Annotated in this window: 17 protein-coding genes; 9 read left to right on the top strand and 8 right to left on the bottom strand. The window is 42.4% G+C overall.

From position 1 onward, the window contains the following. Window positions 1-103 precede the first annotated feature (103 nt). A complete protein-coding gene (locus MHH65_RS02085) occupies window positions 104-1891 on the bottom strand; it encodes a right-handed parallel beta-helix repeat-containing protein (RefSeq protein WP_098677298.1) in 1788 nt (595 codons plus the stop codon). Window positions 1892-2154: 263 nt separating this feature from the next. Between MHH65_RS02085 and MHH65_RS02080 the strand changes: the two genes are divergently transcribed. After that, window positions 2155-3648 (top strand): peptide MFS transporter, encoded by a 1494-nt coding sequence (locus MHH65_RS02080; RefSeq protein ID WP_098677299.1) that lies wholly within the window; start codon window positions 2155-2157, stop codon window positions 3646-3648. Window positions 3649-3694: 46 nt separating this feature from the next. On the opposite strand, the gene MHH65_RS02075 is transcribed toward MHH65_RS02080, so the two are convergent. Continuing rightward, window positions 3695-5086: an amino acid permease gene (locus MHH65_RS02075; RefSeq protein WP_046314015.1), complete on the bottom strand. Its 1392-nt coding sequence runs from the start codon at window positions 5084-5086 to the stop codon at window positions 3695-3697. A 343-nt stretch (window positions 5087-5429) separates the two neighbouring features. Next, window positions 5430-6044, bottom strand: coding sequence for a dienelactone hydrolase family protein (locus MHH65_RS02070; protein ID WP_098677300.1), 615 nt, complete (start codon window positions 6042-6044; stop codon window positions 5430-5432). A gap of 313 nt (window positions 6045-6357) precedes the next feature. On the opposite strand from MHH65_RS02070, the gene tcyA reads away from it, so the two are divergent. Genes tcyA through MHH65_RS02055 form a run of 3 tightly spaced genes read left to right on the top strand, consistent with a single transcriptional unit; the run spans window position 6358 to window position 8608 of the window. Then, window positions 6358-7173, top strand: a complete 816-nt coding sequence (gene tcyA / locus MHH65_RS02065) for a cystine ABC transporter substrate-binding lipoprotein TcyA (protein ID WP_098677301.1) — start codon at window positions 6358-6360, stop codon at window positions 7171-7173. Then, entirely contained in the window at window positions 7160-7852 is a 693-nt protein-coding gene (locus tag MHH65_RS02060) for an amino acid ABC transporter permease (RefSeq protein WP_024424286.1), read from the top strand. The genes tcyA and MHH65_RS02060 overlap by 14 nt, the downstream gene beginning before the upstream one ends. 12 nt (window positions 7853-7864) lie before the next feature. Beyond that, window positions 7865-8608 carry an amino acid ABC transporter ATP-binding protein gene (locus tag MHH65_RS02055; protein WP_024424287.1) on the top strand — a complete coding sequence of 248 codons (744 nt, stop codon included), beginning with the start codon at window positions 7865-7867 and terminating at the stop codon, window positions 8606-8608. A 40-nt stretch (window positions 8609-8648) separates the two neighbouring features. Here MHH65_RS02055 and MHH65_RS02050 read toward each other — a convergent pair whose 3' ends face one another. The 3 genes from MHH65_RS02050 to MHH65_RS02040 form a co-directional block, all read right to left on the bottom strand. Next, complete coding sequence (locus tag MHH65_RS02050; protein WP_034283768.1) at window positions 8649-8933, bottom strand: AbrB/MazE/SpoVT family DNA-binding domain-containing protein; 285 nt, start codon at window positions 8931-8933, stop codon at window positions 8649-8651. Window positions 8934-9039: 106 nt separating this feature from the next. Further along, window positions 9040-9600, bottom strand: coding sequence for a class D sortase (locus MHH65_RS02045; RefSeq protein ID WP_034283766.1), 561 nt, complete (start codon window positions 9598-9600; stop codon window positions 9040-9042). Between the two features lie 6 nt (window positions 9601-9606). Continuing rightward, the gene (locus tag MHH65_RS02040) at window positions 9607-13209 is read right to left on the bottom strand and encodes an isopeptide-forming domain-containing fimbrial protein (RefSeq protein ID WP_098677302.1); all 3603 of its coding nucleotides are present in this window, start codon (window positions 13207-13209) and stop codon (window positions 9607-9609) included. Between the two features lie 545 nt (window positions 13210-13754). Between MHH65_RS02040 and MHH65_RS02035 the strand changes: the two genes are divergently transcribed. From MHH65_RS02035 to MHH65_RS02020, 4 genes are all read left to right on the top strand, one after another. Continuing rightward, window positions 13755-14399: a YitT family protein gene (locus tag MHH65_RS02035; protein WP_046314013.1), complete on the top strand. Its 645-nt coding sequence runs from the start codon at window positions 13755-13757 to the stop codon at window positions 14397-14399. A gap of 82 nt (window positions 14400-14481) precedes the next feature. Then, window positions 14482-14610, top strand: coding sequence for a hypothetical protein (locus MHH65_RS02030; RefSeq protein ID WP_255290982.1), 129 nt, complete (start codon window positions 14482-14484; stop codon window positions 14608-14610). Window positions 14611-14652: 42 nt separating this feature from the next. Continuing rightward, on the top strand, window positions 14653-15072 hold the full coding sequence (locus MHH65_RS02025; protein WP_255290983.1) for a hypothetical protein: 420 nt from the start codon (window positions 14653-14655) through the stop codon (window positions 15070-15072). Between the two features lie 92 nt (window positions 15073-15164). Further along, window positions 15165-15857, top strand: coding sequence for a 4'-phosphopantetheinyl transferase superfamily protein (locus MHH65_RS02020; protein ID WP_098677303.1), 693 nt, complete (start codon window positions 15165-15167; stop codon window positions 15855-15857). Here the strand turns inward: MHH65_RS02020 and MHH65_RS02015 are convergent. Next, window positions 15854-17191 carry a PLP-dependent aminotransferase family protein gene (locus MHH65_RS02015; RefSeq protein WP_098677304.1) on the bottom strand — a complete coding sequence of 446 codons (1338 nt, stop codon included), beginning with the start codon at window positions 17189-17191 and terminating at the stop codon, window positions 15854-15856. The two genes, MHH65_RS02020 and MHH65_RS02015, sit on opposite strands and share 4 nt — an antisense overlap. A gap of 130 nt (window positions 17192-17321) precedes the next feature. Between MHH65_RS02015 and MHH65_RS02010 the strand changes: the two genes are divergently transcribed. Further along, the gene (locus MHH65_RS02010) at window positions 17322-18236 is read left to right on the top strand and encodes a DMT family transporter (protein ID WP_098677305.1); all 915 of its coding nucleotides are present in this window, start codon (window positions 17322-17324) and stop codon (window positions 18234-18236) included. 36 nt (window positions 18237-18272) lie between these two features. Here MHH65_RS02010 and MHH65_RS02005 read toward each other — a convergent pair whose 3' ends face one another. Further along, window positions 18273-19013: an alpha/beta fold hydrolase gene (locus tag MHH65_RS02005; RefSeq protein ID WP_034284180.1), complete on the bottom strand. Its 741-nt coding sequence runs from the start codon at window positions 19011-19013 to the stop codon at window positions 18273-18275. Between the last annotated feature and the right edge of the window lie 5 nt (window positions 19014-19018).

Raw genomic sequence — 19018 nt, 5'->3', positions numbered from 1 at the left:
AAGGGCAAATGTTGCGAAAAATGAAAAATAATTATTACTATATGCCCTTTTTACAGGATTGTCAACCGCCTTCTGAACCTCCAAAATAAGGGATTTCAAACACTCATGACGGTGTATCAATCTCAATATTTCCGATGAGCCTGTCTGTGGTATGTGTCACCAGTTGACTACGCTCCAGCATGTTGTGAGCGATGACAGAATGAGTGGAATTGGCGGTGCGGACGGCAATTGCTTTTTGAGGAGAAATATTGATGATGTTATTGCGCAGCACACGGGCTGAGGCGGCCTGGTCAATAAAGATCGCCGTCGGCTGTCCAATCGATCGATTTAAATAGAAACGGTTATCTCCAATTTGTGGTGAACCATTTTTAATATACATCACCACATATAAGGATGTTTCTTCAAAGGAATTATCTTTAATTTCCAATGCCCCCGTCGTGCTGCTGTATACAGCGTAGTTTTGATAGTGCTTAAAGCGATTCTGCCAGATGAAAGCCTTTGCATTTCCAGTGACACTGATCGTATACGAAGAATCTAGCTCCGGGTGTCCTTCTTGAATAAAGTGGTTGCCGTTGAGCCCAGCTTCCCCTTCCTGCACCCAGATTCCTCTGCTGAATTCTTTGAATTGATTGTGCTGGATGAGAATATTCGTTCCTCTCACCACGGCCGCATCGATAACAGAGTAGACCGTATTGTTTGAAAAGACGACACTATCCGATTGATAGATACGCAGCGAGGCGCTTCTTTTTCCGGTATTCGTTCCTGATTCAATATGGTTTCCTTCTATTAGAATACGATTCGCCATATAAACGGACACAGCCGCATCTTCAAAAAGACTAATCTTATTGCCTGTAATGTGAACGCTGTCTCCTCTCACATCAATTCCTTTTTCAAACCCCTCAATCATATTGCCAATAATCATTACATTGTTTTCCGTTTGGCCAAGTGAGACGCCTAAGCTCGTAATCCCTGCTTTTGTCACACCTCCTCCTACTGCACGAATCAAATTGTTGGCAATGATCGTTTCGGTGGAGAAGCCATAGGAGATACTGCTATCTGTATGATTGCCTTCAATGATCACACCATAGCCGTTAAAGTTATAGATGGAGCTTGCAGCACCTCCTCTGACGATGTTGTTGCGAATCTGAATATTCAAAGGCTCCTCCATATTAACGGCATTTTCTCCATAGCCTTCAATATCAATGCCCATTCTGGGCTCGACCCCATTTACTCCTGCTCTTTCCAAGAGACAATCCTCCACAATAACCCCATCACAGCCTGTAATCGAAATATTGTTTCGTCTCGAATCTGTGATGGTGCAGCCAGAAATATCAATAGATGCAGCAGGAGAATAAGGTTCACCCTCTGTCAATAAACCATGGGGACTGACAATGATGCCGTCTCCCGTACAATTTTTTATTTGGACATGATTCACCTCCACATGTGAGGCACCTTCAATACATATCCCAAAGCCCCATTCATGGGTTCTTCGTTCAGCGGGGAGCGGCTTGTATACATGCTCATGACGATCCCCTTCAATACGCCCGCCTCGGATGGTCACATGCTGAACCTTTCCTATATAAAAGGCTGCATACCCCCATGAATCATTTGGTTTTACCTTTATCACAGCGTCTGACGCCATCTCAATGCATATATGACTTGGCACCCGTATACCCGCACCTCGAAAAGGAAAAAATAAATCACCTCTGTACACCGCATCGATTAAATACGTGCCGCTCGGCAGCCAGACATGGGAATACCCCTGTGCTTTTGTCCACTCTAAACATTCATTGAGCTTAGCTGTGCAATCCGTTTTCCCGTCAGCAATTACGCCAAAATCTAGTACATTGACAACAGGTTTTTTTAGATCAGCTTCATTCAATTCCCCCAACCTAAATCACTCCTTTTCACACATGTTCTCTCGTCATCCTATGCATGTGTCAAAGGTTTGCTTGTACATTACTTCAAATTTTAAATAAATTCTTTCGAAATAACTTTCCGATAATTTTCACTTCAATGAATTTTTCATTTTTTTGAGTCTTTACGCCTATTGAACTAACATTTTCCTGTTTTAGAATAGTTTTATATTGACACAAGAACTATACAAGAATATCATTTTTCTCATATCTCTTTTTTTAAGAAAGGATCTATGCCATGTCTACAATTGACCACGATAAAATTGTTAAAAGTGTTCCTCAAAAAGGGTTTTTTGGACATCCTAAAGGACTTTACACACTGTTTTTCACTGAATTTTGGGAGCGTTTCTCCTATTATGGCATGCGTGCACTGCTTATTTATTATATGTACACAGAGGTGACAAAAGGCGGTCTAGGCTTTGATCAGACGACAGCCAATTCGATCATGTCTGTCTACGGTGCGCTTGTCTATATGTCAGGAGTGATTGGCGGATGGCTCGCCGACCGGGTATTTGGATCATCCAGTACGGTCTTTTATGGCGGAGTTTTCATTATGCTTGGCCACGTGATTTTGGCTTTGCCAAGCGGAGCAACAGCGCTCTTTATTAGTATGGGACTGATTATTATCGGGACAGGTCTTCTCAAGCCAAACGTTTCAAACATTGTTGGCGACCTGTATACAAAAACAGACCCGCGCAGGGACTCTGGATTTAGTATTTTCTACATGGGGATCAATATGGGTGGCTTTATCTCTCCATTAATTGTCGGAACACTCGGTCAAAAAGTGAATTTCCACCTCGGGTTCTCACTTGCTGCCGTTGGGATGCTTGTTGGACTCATTACATTTGTGGTCACAAAAAAACCGAACCTTGGTCTTGCCGGCACGTATGTGACCAATCCATTATCAGCTGCCGAACGTAAGAACTTCAAAATTTACGGTTCATTGGTTGTGATTTTGCTTGCGATTTTTGCTGTCATTGGCATTCAAACAGGCGCACTCACAATTAATCTATTCACTTGGTTTGTCAGTGCCCTTGGTGTACTCATTCCAATTGTTTATTTCATTATCATGTATTTCAGTAAAAAGACGAGCGCAGTGGAACAATCCAGGGTTCTCGCTTATATTCCATTGTTCCTTGCTGCCGTGATGTTCTGGGCGATTCAAGAACAGGGCTCAAACATTTTAGCGACATATGCAGATCAACGAACAAACTTGAATTTCCTTGGGATGACACTAGCGTCTTCATGGTTCCAATCATTGAACCCAATCTTTATTGTGCTGCTGTCTCCAGTGTTTGCTTGGTTATGGGTCAGACTTGGGAAGAAACAGCCGTCTACCCCGATTAAGTTCTCACTCGGTCTTTTGTTTGCAGGATTATCCTTCATCATCATGATCATTCCTGCATACATGTCTGGTCCGAACACACTTGTGAGCCCATTATGGCTCGTTTTGAGCTTCTTCCTCGTCGTGATCGGGGAGCTCTGCTTATCACCAGTTGGACTGTCAGCGACAACAAAGCTGGCCCCTGCTGCCTTCTCAGCGCAAACGATGAGCCTTTGGTTCCTTTCAAATGCGATGGCACAGGCGATCAATGCGCAAGTAGTCAAACTGTTTGATAAAGTGCCGGAAACCGTCTATTTCGGTATCATCGGATTCCTTGCCATCGTTTTATGCGTTGTGATGCTATTACTTACACCAGTGATTAAGAAAGCGATGAAAGGCGTTCATTGAATCAAAAAAAGAAGCCTCCCGATTGGGTTGGCTTCTTTTTGATGGTTTAAAACCGGATCTCGTCATCTCCATTGATTTGCAGCTTCAGCGGCTCACTTTGTGCCTGATGCTTTTTCACATAGCGGTGATAGACAACATATCCAATGATCATAAGCGGTACGCCGACATATAGCCCGATGCGCTGCTCTTGATCAAAGGCAAGACTGACCAATACGATGGTATTCAGTGTAATTGCAATGATCGGCAGCACAGGATAAAGAGGCGTTTTAAATTTTAAGTTTTCCAGCTTTCCGCCTGCTTTCAAGTATTTTCTACGGAAAAGCAGCTGTGATAATGTAATCGTGATCCAGCCTGTCTGGGCACTCATGCCGGCAATGGACACGATCCAGGCAAATACCGTTTTCTCTGCAAAGAAGCCGGATAACAGCGAAATCCCTGTAAACAGGAAGGTGAGCAGTAAGGCATTCATCGGAATACCGCGCTGATTGACGCGTCTAAATGCTTTTCCTGCCATTCCTTCCTTCGATAAGGAATACAGCATTCTTGTTGATGCATACAAGCCAGAGTTCGCAACAGATAATAAAGCAATGATAATGACAAAGTTCATGATGTCTGCCGCAAAAGGAATGCCCGTTCTCTCAAACACAGTAACAAATGGGCTTTGCAGCACACTAGCTTCCTTCCAAGGCACCATACCCGCTAAGACAAAAATAGATAAGACGAAAAAGACAAGTGTACGCCATACGGTCTGATGGATCGAACGGGGAACGGTTTTCTCAGGGTTTTCACTTTCTCCTGCCGCAATCCCGATCAGCTCTGTTCCTTGAAATGAAAAATTCACTGTGATCATCGTAACCACAACAGCAAGCAGGCCATTTGGAAACAGCCCGTCATTCACAAAATGGCTGAAGTAAGGGGCGGGTTCACCGCTCGTTGTATCAATAAACCCAAACATCGCCGCTCCGCCTACGCCAATAAAGAGTAAAATTGCAATAATCTTAATGGTAGAAAAGAAAAATTCCGACTCCCCGAACGCTTTCGCTGACCGGGCATTTAATAAGAAAAGACAGAGTCCGAATACGAGACACCAAATCCACACATCCACTTGCGGGAGCCAGCGCCTCATCAGCTGCCCTGCTGATAAGAACTCAAGGGCAACCGTTGCTGCCCAGCCGAGCCAATAAATCCAGCCGACAGCAAAACCCGCTGCCGGGCTGACAAATTTCGTCGCATACGTATGAAACGACCCCGACACAGGAAGTGCAACAGACAGCTCCCCAAGACACAGCATGGTTAAATACATGATCAATCCGCCCACAATATATGAAAGAACGGCTCCGACCGGTCCTGCTTGTCCAATCGTATAGCCCGTTCCTAAGAAAAAGCCTGTCCCTATGACACCGCCAAGTGAAATCATAAATAAATGGCGGGAGGTCATCGCCCTTTTCAATTGTTCAGGCTGATTTTGTCCAACATCCACAATGATGCCCTCCTTCTTCTAAGATGCTCTGTTATCAAAACATGTCTCCATGTGATTCATTCCATTTTCAAAACAACCTACTAATTATACATCTTTTATAATAAATATGCTTCCTTCTATGGTCACTGTCTCAAAGTCTTTATTTTAGTAATGTTCGCACAACTATGTGGTGGATAGGATGTCATATATCTAAAATATTGCACAAAAAAACCAGCATGAAACTTTATCGTTGCACACTGGTTTCGTTTCATTCTTTTCGAGTCTCATTTTAGACAGTTCTTATGATCACTTTTGTCACAAGTCATTCTGCTTTTAGCAAACACACTTTGATAAATTCATCTATTTCCTGAAAGCAGCGATTTTTAGATTCAGCGTGAAAAGCCGCAGAATAAGGATTGGCGAATCCATGCTCTCCCTCTACTATTGTCACGCAAAGCTTTTTCTTTTTCTCCAAAACACTCGCAATCTCCCTGGGATGAAAGGATGCTTCGATCTCCGGGAAAAATAACAGCGTTTTGCAGGCGGGCGCAAGATCGACGTCATCTCTGATCCTTGAACCATAAAATCCAATAACTCCTCTAAACAGCTGATCATTTTGGCTGCATCGCCAGGCAATTGTTGCCCCCACACTAAAACCTAGCAGAAATATATCTATCGCGGCATTCTTCGTCTTTAACTCTTTTGCCAGATTCAGTACACTCTTTACCGGCTTATCAAAACCAACTTTATTCATAAAGTAGTCGTAAGCCTCATTTTCACTGACATAAGGGAAGTGCTTCGCCGGTCCCAATAAATGAGGACAATTAACCTCAAATCCAGCTTTGTCGAAATAATGGATCATACTCTTCATATGATCATTTATTCCGTATATTTCGTGTATTAAGATCATGACAGGTTTTTGTTTCGATGTATGCAAATGTTCACACTTCCCTTTTGTTTCTTAGAAGTCAATTGAATCGATTGGAAAATTTCGTTGGGATGATCATTGCATATTTTACCCGAATCGTTTATCTAACGTTCCTCCAATCAAATCATCTTAATCATCTTGAACTTGTGATTGGTTTTATTCACCTTTTAACTTGGGTATAGTTCTATCGTTTGTCCGTTCGACCGTTTGAGGGCATAAAGTTGGTGAGATTCGCTCAAGCTAGTTTCAAATGCTTTACTTTTAGGTTGCTTCTCTGTAAGATCATATGTTGTAAATACCAACAAGAAAAGTGGGGAATAAAATGAAAAAAATGTTCTTTGCCATTATTTTAGGCGTTTGTGTTGCATTGATCACGGCATGTGGATCTGGTGCAAGCGACAACGCGAATAAACAATCTGGGTCTAAGGAACCAGGAGACCTTTGGAAATCCATTCAGGATAAAGGTGTATTAACCATCGGAACAGAGGGAACTTATGCTCCTTTCACCTTCCATGACAAAAAGACAGATAAATTAACTGGCTACGATGTAGAAGTCATCACTGAAGTAGCAAAACGTCTTGACTTAAAACCTGAATTCAAAGAAACACAATGGGACAGTATGTTTGCTGGACTGAATGCAAAACGTTTTGACGTGGTAGCAAACCAAGTTGGGAAAACTGGACGTGAAAATCAATATGATTTCTCTGATAAATACACGACATCTCAAGCTATTGTTGTGACAAAATCAGATAACAACGACATCAAGAAACTATCTGATGTCAAAGGCAAAAAAGCAGCACAATCGTTAACAAGTAACTACAATAAATTAGCAACAGATGCTGGCGCTAAGATTGAAGGCGTTGAAGGTCTTGCACAATCCATTCAATTGATTCAGCAAGGACGTGCTGATCTAACGTTCAATGACAAATTGGCTGTATTGAATTACTTGAAAACAAGCGGTAACAAAAACCTAAAAGTTGCATTTGAAACAGGAGATCCTCAAGAAACGTATTTCGCATTCAGAAAAGGCAGCGGCGAAGTCGTTGACAAAGTGAATGGCGCATTAAAAGAAATGAAGAAAGACGGTACACTTGCTAAGATTTCTAAGAAATGGTTTGGTGAAGATGTTACAAAATAATATCCTGGGAGTCGTCATTCCTTGGGATCTTCTTCAGCAATCTTTTTGGCCAATGGTGATGCAGGGGATTTATTATACAATTCCCCTCGCCATCATTGCCTTTATTATTGGTATTTTTATCGCGCTTGTGACAGCTCTTGCTAGAATGTCTAAGATTAAAGCCCTCAGATGGATTTTCTCCATCTATGTGTCGGCCGTTCGCGGAACGCCGCTTTTTGTGCAATTGTTTATTATTTTCTATTTCTTTCCGACATTTAATATCACACTTGATCCATATCCAAGTGCCATTATTGCTTTTTCTTTAAACGTAGGTGCGTATGCGTCGGAAATTATCCGTGCATCTGTCCTGTCTGTTCCAAAAGGACAATGGGAAGCTGGTTATTCAATCGGAATGACGCATCGCAAAACGCTCGTCCGCGTGATTTTACCGCAGGCTGTGCGTGTATCGATTCCACCGCTCTCTAATTCATTTATTAGTTTAGTGAAGGATACATCCCTTGCCTCCCAAATTCTCGTGGCAGAGATGTTCCGTAAATCACAGGAAATTGCTGCGGCGAACTTGGATCAAATCTTGTTTATTTATATGGAAGCAGCCCTCATCTATTGGGTATTCTGCTTCATTCTATCGCTCGTTCAGCATCAAATTGAAAAACGACTTGATCGATATGTCGCAAGGTAAGGAGGGAACGACATGCTAACAGTCAAAGGTCTCAAGAAATCCTTTGGTGAAAACGAAATTTTAAAGTCGATTGATTTTTCGATCAACAAAGGGCAGGTTGTGGCCATTCTCGGTCCATCTGGTTCAGGAAAAACAACGATGCTTCGCTGTTTAAATGCACTTGAAATACCAAATGGCGGCTCCTTTACCTTCGATGATTTCTCGATTGATTTTTCGAAAAAAAATAAATCAGCTGATCTCCTGAAGTTACGCCGGAAATCAGGAATGGTGTTTCAGGATTATCACCTGTTTCCTCACCGTACAGTGCTTGAAAATGTGATGGAAGGTCCTGTTCAGGTGCAGCGCCGTCCAAAGGAAACGGTTCGAAAGGAAGCCATTCAGCTCTTGCAAAAGGTCGGTCTGGAAGATAAAAAGGATCTGTATCCATTCCAGCTCTCAGGCGGTCAAAAGCAGCGTGTCGGGATTGCCCGTGCACTTGCCATTCAGCCAGAGCTCATGCTTTTTGATGAACCAACCTCTGCGCTTGACCCTGAGCTTGTCGGGGAAGTCTTAAAGGTCATGAAGGATCTAGCGAAGGAAGGCTGGACCATGGCAGTTGTCACACATGAAATCAAGTTTGCCCAAGAAGTAGCAGACGAAGTGATTTTTATTGATGGCGGCGTCATCGTCGAACAAGGTCCCCCGGAAGAAATCTTCAAACGACCAAAGGAAGAACGAACAAAACAATTCTTAAACCGGATATTAAATCCAGTATGATGAAAAAAGGCTGTTCTCACGTGGTGAGAACAGCCTTTTTTTATATCTCTTTTTGCAGGCGAAGCGCCAGTAAATCCTGCAGGAGCAGTCTCGCTCCCTCTGGACTGATGACCACCCCGCCGGATAGCACCTTATTGGAGTTTGTCACTTCCCCTGTGACGATACAAGGTTTGTCCTGCCAATATGGCTTCATCACAATTTGGTCTTCTTCTCGATAAATCTCCATAAAATCTTGCGGAAGAATTTTTAGCCGTTTTCTTATATCTGTCGGAAGAACAATTCTTCCAAAGTTATCTATATATCTTACATAGTCTTGATTTAACAAATTGACCCCCCTCCTGCATCTCTAGATATAGGCAATTCCCTCTTTATCAAGGAATGAAGCGCTTTAATCGGTTAGTGAAAGGATAAGTTGCAGGCTGATCCAGTGGTTAAACACGCTTTCCATATATGATATATCTGTTTGGTGCAGGACCAATGAAAGAAAAAGGATAGCATGTTGTCAGGACAAGTTCTTCCTTTTCCTGTTGTAGTGTAATAATACTTTGATCATCTTTTTTTACAATCTTTGTTTTCTCAATTTCATAGGTAAACCGACCGTATGAAAGCTCAATGACGAGTTGATCCCCTTTCACAAGTTCTCCTGTTCGTCTAAACACAGTATCACGATGCCCAGATAAAACGATTTGTCCCTGTTCATTTGGTAAATTGCTCTCATGATAATGACCAACACCCTTTGCCAAGTCCTCTGCTTCTGTTCCTTCTACAATTGGTAACTCAGCGTTTAACTTTGGAATGTGTAAGAGTCCAATGGTTTCACCAGCCTTTGGAACAAAAGGGGAATCCGTTTCCCCCTTTTGCTGAATGGCTGCTTGTGCAGACTGGAAAGATTGATCTACTTGCCTTTGTCCATCAACGATCCTTATATATCCTATGATCACAAGACAAATACCTGCTGTAATCAATAGAGTTGAGATGATTTTTTGAACCATGGACGATTATCCGTTTCTTTTTCTTCTTTTCCATACAATAAGGGATGCACCTATTAATACAAGGGCAAATCCTGCTAGTAAAAGGTTGTACATTGCTGTTGCAGTATTCGGAAGATGATGTCCAGGTGTATCCTGTTGTGGATCAGAAGGTTGATCTGGATTTGCTGGCACTTCTGGCACATTCGGTGGTTCTACTGTCGTTGAGTTTTCAGGTTTGTCTGGTTCATCTACATTCTCACCCTTCACGACTCCAATATTTTGAATGGTTTTACCTTCAGATCCTTTGACAGCCTTCGCCTCAAACGTTACGGTATGCCAATCGTTATCTTTGATATCGCCAAATTGACCAGTTACTTTGCCTTTTGTGTAATCTCCGTTGTCGTCATCTTTTGCATCTGTGACGGTTTGTCCATCTACTTTTAATGAACCTTCGACATATTGAAGACCTTCCGGCAGCTTATCTGTGATGACTAGATCTTTGATGACACTGTCTTCTACACTATTTTTTGTTTTGATGGTGTAAAGAAGAGTGTCGCCTGCCTGTACTTGTTTTTCATCTGTATTGCCTTCTGCTTTTTGAGAGATTTCAGATGTTTTTTCTGATTCAAGCTTTGGATCTCTTGGTCCAATTTTTGTTTCGGTCGTTGGTTCATCTGGCGGTGTGTTTTCGCCTGTTACTTTCGCTGTGTTTTGAATGCTTTTACCTGATTGGCCTTTAGCGACTTTCGCTTCAAAGGTCACTGTATGCCAGTCCGTATCTTTGATATCGCCAATTTGACCGGTTACTGTGCCTTTTGTGTAGTCTCCGTTGTCGTCATCTTTTGCATCTGTAACAGCTTGTCCATCTACTTTTAATGACCCTTCGACATATTGAAGACCTTCTGGCAATTCATCGGAAATCACGAGATTGTTGACGATGCTGTCTTCTTCAAGATTCTTTGTTTTGATTGTATACAGAAGGGTATCGCCTACCTGTGGTGTCTTTTTATCTGTGTTGCCCTCTGCCTTCTTTTGAATGTCCGCTGATTTTTCTGATGTTAGTTTTGGGTCACGAGGGTAAATTTTTGTTTCTGTCGTTGGCTCTTCTGGCGGTGTGTTTTCGCCTGTGACGCTGGCTGTGTTTTGAATGTCTTGACCAGCCTGTCCCTTTTCAACTGTTACTTCAAACGTCACGGTGTGCCAGTCCGTATCCTTCACATCACCAAAAGAACCTGTAACCTTTCCATCTGTGTAGTCTCCGCTATCATCGTCTTTTACATCCGTGACAGATTCTCCATCAACCTGAAGAGATCCCGTGACATACTTCAGTCCTTTTGGTAATTGATCTGAGATTACTAGATTTTCAACAAGGCTGTCTTCTATCGTGTTTTTTGTTTTAATTGTATAAAGAAGGGTATCACCTACTTCTGGGTGTTTCTCATCTTTGTTACCTTCTGCTTTTTTCTGCAAGACCGCTGATTTTTCTGATTCAAGCTTTGGATCACGCGGATAGATTTCTGTTTTTGTTGTCGGCTTATCCGGCGGTGTGTTGCCGCCTGTGACATTGGCTGTATTTTGAATGTCTTTACCAGATTGTCCTTTTTCAACCGTCACTTCAAACGTCACCGTATGCCAATCTGTATCCTTAATGTCGCCAAATTGTCCTGAAACGGTTCCGTTTGTAAAGTCTCCGTTATCGTCATCCTTTGCGTCTGTGACTGTATCTCCATCCACCTGTAGTGAATTCGGTACATACGCCAATCCTTCCGGCAGTTCATCTGAGATCACTAAGTTTTCAACGTGACTGTCTTCTTTCGTATTCTTTGTTTTAATTGTATAAAGAAGAGTGTCACCAACCTCTGGATGCTTCTCATCTGTGTTACCTTCTGCTTTTTTCTGCAAGACGGCTGATTTTTCAGAGGTCAGCTTCGGGTCACGCGGATAAATTTCTACATTCGTTGTCGGTTCATCTGGCGGTGTGTTGCCGCTTGTGACATTGGCTGTATTTTGAATGTCTTTGCCTGCCTGCCCTTTGTTAATCGTCACTTCGAACGTCACTGTATGCCATTTCGCATCTTTCACTTCACCGAACGTTCCAGTGACAGTTCCGTCTGTCATATCACCGTTGTCATCATCTTTTGTATCTGTGACTGGATTTCCATCTATCTGTAGAGAATTTGGTACATATGATAACCCTTGAGGTAACTTGTCAGAAATCACAAGATCTTCAATGACGCTGTCTTCAACAGCATTACGGGCTTGAATGGTATACAGTAATGTGTCGCCTACTTCTGGATGCTTCTCATCTGTGTTACCTTCTGCTTTTTTCTGTAAGACGGCTGATTTTTCTGATTCAAGCTTTGGGTCACGCGGGTAAATTTCTATGTTTGTTGTTGGTTTGTCCGGTGGTGTGTTTTCCCCTTTGACATTCGCGGTATTTTGAATATCTTTGCCTGCCTGACCTTTGCCTACCGTCGCTTCAAATGTCACTGTGTGCCAATCGGTATCTTTCACGTCACCTATTTGACCTGAAACAGTGCCGTTTGTATAATCACCTTTGTCTTGATCTTTTTCATCTGTTACGCTTGTTCCATCCACCTTAAGCGACCCTGAAACATACGTTAAGCTGCTTGGCAGGTTATCAGATATGATCAGATTTTTGACAATACCATATTGCACAGTATTTTTTGTTTTAATTGTATAAAGTAACGTGTCGCCTACTTCTGGATGCTTCTCATCTGTGTTACCCTCTGCTTTTTTCTGTAAGACAACTGATTTTTCAGATTCAAGCTCTGGAGGATATGGATCAAATTCTGGTTTTACACGTGAAGCTAGGTCGTAAGATAATGAATCACCTACAGTGCCCATATATGTTGTACTTAATGTTTTCGCATCAAGTGTAAAAAGAGTTGAATGACCAATGGATTCATTTAACCCTGACTGTAATAGCATTTGTCCATTTGGCAAAAAGCTAATCCCCCGAACGCCTCCTTCAATCGTTTTACCATCCGCATTTTTAATCGGAATGACACGAATGACTTCTGCTGTATCAGGGTTCATTTGCGCAATGGCTCCACTGCCATTTGATGCGAACCAAAGATAGCCGTCCTTATCAACGACAAGATCTCCGCCAACGCCAGAACCAATGTCATAGCCTACAATTTTTTTGGCCGTTTTTTTCTTCGTAACTAAATCGTATGTTCCAAGGAAATACTCACCATTAGAAGCGTAAGAATATATATATTTATCTTGATACACAACGGCATTAGAAGCACCTTCTGGTAATTGGGCTACACTCTCTGCTTGTCCTGATGTCGCATTTATTTTATATAGAGTAGGGGTAGTGCTATTTGCAAATGCATACACAACATTTTCTCGATCACTTACAGCAACACCATTCACTGCACCTATATCGATTCCCTTCACCTGTACACTAGCTTTTACGTTTGTTGGATTATTCCCATCAAGCTGCTGAAGAACTAGCGGTCTACTCCCAATAATATATGAATCCGTGTTATTGACAACCACCGTCCCAGCGGCTTTCGTAACAGCTGGTGAGACCGTTAATAAATTTCCAACGATCAGCACCAATATAAGAAATAATTGACTCGTTCTTTTTAATAAGTTCATTCTTTGACCTCCCCTTTTTCTCGCTTCATATCGTAATGGTATGTACCAGTTCACCTCCCACACTTTGGTAAAGAATATCAGTAACATTTCAAATGCCTCAACATGACTAAATGACTATTTTCGACAAAAATAGTCATTTAGTAACATACACTTCTCGATGTTTGATTCACCTATGTTTTTTCCAATAAAATGACCTTTTTTATCGTATACCTCCGCATTTTCCTTTTCCTTCAAACAGGTCTAATGACATAATTTATATACAATCTCTTCTATTTAAAGATAATTATTCTTTAATTGGTGCAGATTATTTTTTTGGGAAAATATATTGAATTATTTTCTTTTTCTCTTAAAATGCGGAAATTAATGGCTTCTTTTGCTAAAAAAAACAATCCGAAAGTCTTGCTGCCTGTTTTGATGTTTTGACCCTTACAATTCGACAAAATTCTTTTTTTGAAGTAAGCGATTACAATTGAGCAAAGCCATTTAAAGGGGAGTGAGAGTATGTTACGATGGAAATCGAGTGTTTAAGAAAGAAGGGAATGCTTTTGAAGCGGGAACATCTTTTACGTTGGTTTTTTTATTTTGTTGGATTGATCGTACTAGCTTTTGGACTATCGCTGACAGTGAAAGGGAAGATCCTTGGGATTGGTCCTTGGGACGCTTTCCACTACGGACTGTTTCAGCATTTTGGACTCACGATTGGACAGTGGTCCATCATTATTGGTGCACTCATTGTGACACTGACTTCTGTTTTTACGAAATCATTTCCAAAGGTCGGCGCATTACTGAACATGGTGCTGATTGGCGTGTTTATTGATTTCTTTAATGCGATATTACCTGCGCCACACGGTTATTTTCCGGCCTTATATATATTTATTACAGGTGTTGTTGTTTCTGGATATGGCGTTGGCATTTATGTTTCAGCCAATCTTGGCGCTGGGCCACGGGACTCATTAATGCTGCTCATCTCAGCGAAAACGGGGCTGAACGTACAGTGGGTTCGAAATGGCATTGAGTTAACAGTGCTTTTGTTTGCATGGATGCTCGGTGGACCGATTGGCATTGGAACGATTTTGACTGCGATCTTCACAGGTCTTGTCCTTCGTTTCTCCTTGCCGCAATCAACACGGCTCCTGCAGCTGCTCATTACAAAAACAGCAGAAAAACCTGTTCAAACCCTTACAAGATGAAAGCAAGCCATTCTATAATTAGAATGGCTTTTCTTGTGCTAAAATAAATAAACAGAATATTCACATACTGGAGATGAGACCTATGCAGCTTTTCCACTATCATTACTGGACACCATTTGTTGAAGAGACAGAACAAACATATCGTTCGCTAGGCTTTGAGGTTAAAGGCCGTTTCACAAAGGATGGCTCCTATCATCCCCCGCTGACATAGGATGATTTTAGAGAAAAGCAGCCGACTTTTCGAATCATCGAAATGAGAAAAGGACAGATCAATATCACATTTGGCTATAGCAAAAAAGTCCTTTTTGATCACATCGGCTTTCTTGTCTCAGACGAAAAATATGATCAACTGCTTGCACAAGCTAAAGAACTAAACTGGCCAATCCAAGCTGGGGAACGGAGAACGTTTCTTTCGACACCTCTTCGTTTAAGGCTTGAATTACAGCGCCGTACAGATGTCATTGAAACTGGAACCGATGCGCTGCATGCTATGACAATTGCTGTTCCTGATTTGTCACAGACACCTAAAGTCGATCAGCTGCTAGCACCTTTGCATCAGCCCATTCACTGGCAAAAAGGTGAACAGCTTTCCCTGCTTAACGTGATTATGACAGATGATGATGGAGTTGATACAACTGATCCGAATGGTGTTCACATCGTGAAACAGACGTAAAACAGCGAGGCTCGCTGCCTCTTTACGTTAATGGACCCTTTTAAGCGGCACTCTTCAATGGTACAATCAATGTAAAAAATTAGAGGTTCGTTATGAAGATATTTGCTATCAAATTACAACACTTAGATGAAATTGATGCACAACAACAAATAGAGCGGCTGAAACCCTTTGTGTCATCTGAAAAGCGTGCTGCGGCTGAACGCTTTCGTTTTTTGATCGATGCAAGAAGAACCTTGTTAGGTGAGGTGCTGGTTCGTCAAACGATCCATGATATGTACGATCTGCCTATGGATCGGATCGTTTTTGAAACTGAGGGCAATGGCAAGCCTGTCGTCCGGCAGCTTCCTTCTTTTCATTTTAATCTTTCTCACTCTGGCGATTGGGTCGTTTGCGCAGTAGATGATGCACCTGTGGGCATTGATATTGAGGAAATCAAGCCTATTGATCTGGCGATTGCCAAACGATTTTTTTCAGCGGATGAGTATCAGGATTTACTCTCACAGCCGGCAGAACGGCAGGAAGCCTATTTCTTTCATCTTTGGTCAATGAAGGAGGCCTTTATCAAGCTGACTGGAAAAGGATTATCCTATGGGCTTTCGTCCTTTACAGCCCGTCTGTCAGAGGATGGACAGGCTGCGTTAACATTACCTGATCATGAAGCGCCTTGCTTTGTTCAAACATACTCACTTGACCCTGCCTACCAAATGGCGGTATGCACACGAAAACCTGCTGCGGCTGAAAGCGTTGAGAGACTCACTTGCAGCGATATACTGTCCCGCCTTTAATAACGCGTGCTTTGCTGAAATACCGTCTTTAATAGATCGACTCCGCGTGTGATCTGCTCTTCTTTCACCTGCCAAATGTTCAGCTGAAGAATGGGGTCCTTTTGATAGGCCGACAGGTAATAACGGTCAATTGGCTGAATGGAAACAGATGCCTTTTTCAGCTGCTGAATAACCTGGTTCATGGGAATCGACCGGTCGACACGTAAATGTGTATGGGTAGCCGGCTCCTGTTCTCCCAGCTGATAAGCGCTCTGATCATTTTTTAATCTTGCCACGAGCTGCTTGGAGCGGTTTCGATAGGTCGCCCGCATCCTGTCTCTATGCCGCTCAAACATCCCGCTTTTTAAATATATTTCTAAGGCTGCCTGGGACAGCATAGAGCTGTCGATATCAATCAGCCGTTTGTGTTCGCTAAAAGGCCGAATCAGTTCTTCAGGTAAGACGACCGCTCCTGTTCGCAGCCCCGGAAAAATGATTTTAGAAAAGCTTTTCAAATAAATGACCTTTCCTGCCTGATCGTACGAGTAGATCGGGTCTCTTTTTGTGTCGAATTCTAAATCTGCTATATAATCATCCTCAACAATGTAGACATCATATTTCTCAGCAAGGGCTGCAATCGCTCTTTTTTCTCGTTTTGATAAACTCGTTCCAAGCGGGTTTTGAAATCTTGGCATCGTATAGAAAAAACGAATCTCCTCTTCTCGAAAGATACGCTCTAATTCGATAAGATCGATCCCTTTTTCCGTCCGCTGAATTCCGCGCACAGGCAATTGATTTTTCTCTAAATATTGGAGATATAAGTGATAACCCGGCTGTTCGACTAGTATGGTTTGTTTTCCATTCGGAAAAGGAATGGTGCTTAAAATGGATAAAGCGAGCTGAATACCAGAGGTCATGACGATCTGTTCTGGATGAGCAAACACTTGATAATCCATTAATCGCTTTGAAATGACTGGCAGCAGTGATGGTAAGCCGTTGGCTGTGCCGTAAATAAATAAGTCATTTTGATATAAATCGATCGCTTGGTTGATGCAGTGCTGGAAATCGACATATGGAAACACAACGGGATCAGGTGCAGATGAAGCAAAATCAATCCATGTGCCGTCCTGCTTGTCTGCTCGCTGCTTCGTTTTCACGACATAATAACCGCTTCTTTCTACAGAATACAGCAGATGTTCACGCTCCAATGTATCCAGCGCCTTGATGACAGTGCTTTTACTCACTGCATATTGAGCCGCTAAGTGGCGAATGGATGGAATTTTCATCCCAGCACTGTACTCACCAGAATCCATTTTTTCTTTTAAGCTCAAGACAAGCTGATCATATTTCCTCACACCTTTTCCTCCTTGTACCGGTACAGATATCATGTTCTCTTATTGTACACGTTAGATGATCCGATTACGATAGAAGAACAGAACCGGTCAATTCATTTGAAGCATGCATGCTCATGTAAGGAGTCACGTTATGAATATGTCAAAACAAAAAGCGTATGCTGCCGCGATCGCATACGCCTCTATCATTGGCTTTTCCTTTTTGTTTGTCAAAATAGCATTAGAATCAGCAAACCCAATCGATTTATTGGCACACCGCTTTACCGTTTCTTTTGCTGCCGCTCTATTGCTGTATCCGTTTCTACGAAAAAAGTATCGCTTATCCATTCAATGGCGTGATCTCATTTATATCGTACCGTTTTCCTTGCTTTATCCTGTTTTGTTCTTTGCTTTTCAAGTGTGGGGATTGATGTATACATCTTCTTCAGAGGCTGGCATCATTCAAGCGACGATTCCCATTCTGACGATGCTGCTGGCAGCCTGGTTTTTAAAGGAACGTGCGACATGGATACAAGTGCTGTTTACCTTTCTTTCTGTGTGCGGGGTGATGCTTCTCTTTGTCATGAAGGGAATTGATGTCAAGCATTCTCATTTCATCGGCTATGTGCTGATTTTACTTTCAGCCCTGTCCTCCAGTGCATATAGTGTGTTTGCCAGAGTGATTACAAAACGATTCCATGTGATCGAACTCACCTTTGTGATGACCTTCTTTGGCTTTGTCTTTTTCAATGCCGCCGCGCTTATCCGGCATTCGATCAATGGGTCATTGCCGGAGTTTTTCAGTCCATTTACAGAAGCATCCTTTGTATGGTCGATGCTCTTTTTAGGTATTCTTTCATCTCTTCTTACCGCATATCTATCAAACTATGCACTCTCGCAGCTAGAAGCGGCAAAGGTCAGCATCTTTAACAATTTATCCGCGTTTATCACGGTCGCCGCCGGGGTTCTCATTTTACACGAAACGATTGATTGGTATCATCTCATCGGAGGGGTGCTGGTCATTGGCGGGGTGATTGGCGGGAATGTGGTGAAGAAACAGCATTCATAAGTAAAAGCGGCCTCATTAAAGAGGGCCGCTTTCTTTTTAATGTCTAATCAATTGCTGCTTGGCTGTAAGCTCAATGACATGTCTCATCTCTTCTGCAAATTGCTCAAGGTGTGTGTTGATATACATGTGGCCTCCATCGAAATTAGTGCGCTCGATGGTTTTTGCCCATTTTAGCCAGCCGCTTGCATCCTGCATGCATTTCTCATCTTGCTTCCCATTGAATAAATAAACAGGTGTGTCGATGATCGATTGATCTGTGTGCTGGAAGGTTTCCAGTGCCCGGTAGTCTGCACGTAAGGACGGTGTAAAGTAATCCATCATTGGTTTGTTCTCTAGTAATTCCTTTGGAATCCCGCCCATTTCGGCAATATGCTGTACAAATGCTTCGTTGGATAAATGCGTCAGCATCTGCCGTTTTGTTTGTGGAGGCTGAATGGCTGAGATCACCACTGCTGCAGGATAAATTCCTTCCTTTTCTAGCAGCTGGGTTAGTCTGTATACCACAAGCCCACCCATTGAATGTCCGAACAGAATAAATGGGCGGTTCAATTTGTTCGTGAGTCCTTCTTTGTACAGCTCTGCCAGCCGGTCAATGCTTGATTCAAGCGGCATGAGATTGGTGCCGTGCCCTGGGGGCTCTGCTGCTGTGATTTCGGCCACGTCTTTTAGCTGTTCAAAGAGCGGACGGTATGAGGCGGAATATCCGCCGGCAAAAGGAAAACAAATAAGCTGAATGAGATCTGATTTTTTTTCAAAGGTTTTCAATAACTGATTCATACGTC

The organism is Bacillus sp. FSL L8-0654 (assembly GCF_038629965.1).
Classification (GTDB): domain Bacteria; phylum Bacillota; class Bacilli; order Bacillales; family Bacillaceae; genus Bacillus; species Bacillus safensis.
Note: the sequence above shows the minus strand (reverse complement) of the source record. Positions and strands in the feature narration are given on the sequence as shown.